The 3,944-nt window shown below is 53.9% G+C and carries 2 protein-coding genes; one reads left to right on the top strand and one right to left on the bottom strand.

The window, feature by feature from the left end:
• Positions 1-333 precede the first annotated feature (333 nt).
• Entirely contained in the window at positions 334-1,464 is a 1,131-nt protein-coding gene (locus Q0294_RS15240) for a zinc-dependent alcohol dehydrogenase family protein (protein WP_299467151.1), read from the bottom strand.
• 665 nt (positions 1,465-2,129) lie between these two features.
• Between Q0294_RS15240 and Q0294_RS15245 the strand changes: the two genes are divergently transcribed.
• Complete coding sequence (locus Q0294_RS15245; protein WP_299467154.1) at positions 2,130-3,845, top strand: MFS transporter; 1,716 nt, start codon at positions 2,130-2,132, stop codon at positions 3,843-3,845.
• Positions 3,846-3,944 lie beyond the last annotated feature (99 nt).

The raw sequence follows: 3,944 nt of genomic DNA on the forward strand, positions 1-3,944 counted from the left end.
GTCCCAGTGTTGTTGAAATTCGGGAATTGCTCCGCGCGTCTGTGCCCATTTCCGTCAGACCGATTGTTTCATCTCGACCGCGGTAGACCAGCAGCAGATGGTGGACGTGGTGTGGGGGATTGTCGGGCCGGGTTATGTGTCTGATTAAAACGAACCATAATTCAAAATATGTCATCAAATATGGACTGAGAGGCAACCGGGGCTAACGCCCTTCGGCTAATTATGGAGGCCTTTTTCAAGCTCTTGGACATAGTAAAACTTAGAATGCTTACTGGAACAAGACTGAAAAACAGCCGCCGGTGTTAGCTGCGATTATTGCAAATCACGGGTTGGTTACTTTTCAAACGTAATCACCTGTCGAACGGCGGCGCCGGTGGCGAGGGCGTCGAAGGCTTCGTTGATTTCGTCGAGTTGGATCGTGCGAGTGAGGAGTTTGTCGACGGGGAGCAGGCCGGCTTCGTACATCGCGATGAAGCGCGGCAGATCGCGGCGGGGGACGGCGGAGCCCATGTAGGAGCCTTTGATGGTTCGTTCTTCGGCGACGAGGCTGACGGCGGGGATCGAGAACATTTTGCCGGGATGTGGCAGGCCGATGGTGATGGTGGTGCCGCCCCGTTTCGTCGCTGCGTAAGCCTGTTGCAATACACGCTCATTACCCACACTTTCGAAGGCGTAATCGACGCCGTTCAGAAGTTCTTTGATCAACGCGACCGGGTCTTCGTCGCTGGCGTTGATCAGATGAGTTGCACCGACACTGGCGGCGAGTTCCAGTTTATCGGGGAGTAGATCAATGGCGAAAATGGTTTCGGCACCGGCGGCGCGGGCGCCCATGATGGTGCTTAAGCCGACGCCTCCGAGGCCGAAGACGGCGACGCTGGAACCGGGTTCGACCTTCGCTGTGTTGACGACTGCGCCGACGCCCGTCATCACGGCGCAGCCAAACAGGGCGGCGGTGCTGAGGGGGAGTTGCGAGTCGATCTTAATCAGTGATTCCTGGGCGACGACCGTGTGCTCGGAAAAGGCAGAGACGCCGAGGTGGTGGTTGATTTCCAGTTCGGACATATTGCGAAACGGACGTCGACCCGAAAGTAAGGTGCCGGCGAGATTCGCCGCTGCACCGGGTTCGCATAAGGCGGGGCGTCCTGTCGCGCAGGGCAGGCAGTGGCCGCAGAGTGGAACGAAAGAGAAGACGACGTGGTCATCAGGTTTGAGATCGTGGACCCCCTGCCCGACTTCACGGACGATGCCGCTGGCTTCGTGGCCCATGACCATTGGCATGATGCGGGGACGAGAACCGTCGATGGTTGAGAGATCGGAGTGACAGAGGCCGGCACCCGCCATTTCGACGAGGACTTCGCCGGGGCCGGGATCGGCGAGGGTGAGTTCTTCGATGACCAGCGGTTTTGATTTCGCGTACGGCGCTGGTAACTGCATGTCATATAAAACGGCGGCTCTGGTTAACATCGTGAGTTTTCCTCAGACAGCGGGCATGCCTTATTTGATTGACTGTTCTTCGTGACCGATTTCTCACATTATGGCAAATGCTGATCGTCAGAGCATCCGTCTGACCTCAGAAATTTGTGCGAGTGACTCAGTCTGGCCAAAAGCGGCCGTTCGACAAGCTCTGGTTTGTGCAGTTTCCGATTTTCAGATGTTTTTACGTGGCCCTTAGCGCGCCCGAGCGGGAACTGTCCGGGCCGATATGCGCCTAAGCGGTCCCACAGGTGTTTTAAGGCTGCCATAAATCGGAGTGAACAGGGCGCACTTCAGCGGGCGGCGAATTTGATTATACTCTATCTCTGTCGCGTGAAACGGATGTTGAAAAACGAGGAAAACGGCGATTTGGTGTTTCTGCTGCATGTTGACTCGAATGCGATAACTGCTGAAAACAGAGGGTGATAAAACGAAACAGATTTTGATTACGCGCGCGACGCTTAGTTCGCTTAAGTTATCCCGTGCCGGGACCCTGTCAAGCTGTTGATTTTGCAGTAAGTTCAGGTGAAGTGCAGTGGCTTCCGATCAGAACTCAACCGGTTGTTCAATGTTGGCGCTCGTTTTCATATCAACTTATTGTTATACTGCCGCATTCCAAATTTGCTCACAGACTATGATGGAAAGCTGAGAAACTTATGGCCAGTGTGGAAGCGACAAAATCGTATGTTCGTTATCGCGTGATTTTTGCCTGCATGCTGATGGCGGTTCTGTTGTATCTGGATCGTTTCTGTATTTCCTTCGCAGAAGTCTTTATCAAAGATGAGCTGGGATTGAGTGACAAGCAGATTGCGATCATCCTGGGTTCTTTTTTTGCGTCTTATGCATTGTGCCAGGTTCCGTCCGGCTGGTTGAGTGACCGCTTTGGTGCCCGCACGATGCTGACGATTTATATTCTGATGTGGTCACTGTTCACGGCGATGACCGGGTTTGTGACCGGGTTCATCATGCTGCTGGTGCTGCGTCTGGGCTTTGGTGTCGGACAGGCGGGCGCGTATCCGACGAGTGCGAATCTCGTCAGCAAGTGGATGCCGCTTTCGGAACGGGGTTTTGCCAGTAGTCTGGTCGCTGTCGGCGGACGGTTTGGCGGTGCCCTGGCGCCAGTGCTGACGGCGTTTCTGATTATCTTATTCGTGCCAATGTCTGTCTCTTCGGATCTGGAATCCGGGGATATTATGAACCCGCACAATCTGGCAGAGACCTTTCTGAAACGCGTGGATGAGAAGCAGGTGTTCGAAACAAAAATCTACGAGAAGCTCACGCCGGGAGACAGGGAGTATCTGAAAGCTGCAGCATCCAATCCAGAGATTGTGCCGGGTACGGCTGTGGAAGGTGATTTTGTTGCGAATTTGAATGCCATTTTAAAGAAAGATGTGCTGTATGACCCGACCGATTTTGAAGGGCTGAAACTGAATCAGCAGGCAGAACAGTTATTGAATGTGAGCCCTTCTGCTATGACCATCGATCAGAGTGCCCGTTTGAACCGGCTGTTGTTTGAGGCCCGGTATTATTCCGATGTGCGGAAAGTGCAGGGAAAAGGCTGGCGGAAAATGATGATTTTCTACGGCGTGGTGGGGATAATCATCGCAGGCATTTTCTGGTGGCTGGTGCGTGATTATCCGCGGGCGCATGCCTCCTGTTCTGAGCAGGAACTGGAACTGATTGAACACGGGCGCCTGGAAGCAGATAAAGATCATTCGAAAGATATTGGCGGCATTCCTCTGAAAGCGATCATGAAGAACAAGAGTCTCTGGTTGCTTTCTCTGTCACAATTCTGCACGAATGTAGGCTGGCTGTTTCTGGTGACCTGGCTGCCGCGTTATCTGGATGAGACGTATCATGTCCCCTTGAAAGAACGGGGAACGATGGTGACGATTGCGCTGGCAGTCGGCTGGTTCGGAATGCTGGCCGGCGGTCGCGCGACGGACTGGCTGATGAAACGTATCAGCCTGCGCTGGAGCCGTGTCCTGCCGATTGCTGTCTCAAGGTTTACTGCAATGGCCGCATACCTGCTGTGTATGCTGGATATTTCCCCCTGGATGGCGGTGGTGATGTTTTCTGTCGTCGCATTTTCGACGGACTTTGGATCGGCACCGATGTGGGCGTTCAACCAGGATATCGCCGGCAAACATGTCGGTTCGGTTTTGGGCTGGGGAAATATGTGGGGAAATCTGGGGGCGGCTGTGGCCCCTTCTTTGATGATCGCGGTGATCGGCGAAGTGCATCACTGGAACATGGCTTTTATTACGTGTGCGATTGCGTTTTTCATCGCCGGGGTGGCTTCGCTGGGCGTGGATCCGGCGCAGACGCTGGTTGTGGAAACAGATGAGGATGCAAAATTGGAGACAGCATAGTGATCGAATTGAGGGGGCGATTGGCTTGCCAACAGTGATTATGGAAGCGCTGTTTTTTCAAAGTTGAATGCCAGTCGGCGGGATGACACATGGGTCATC

This window comes from uncultured Gimesia sp., assembly GCF_937919775.1.
GTDB lineage: Bacteria > Planctomycetota > Planctomycetia > Planctomycetales > Planctomycetaceae > Gimesia.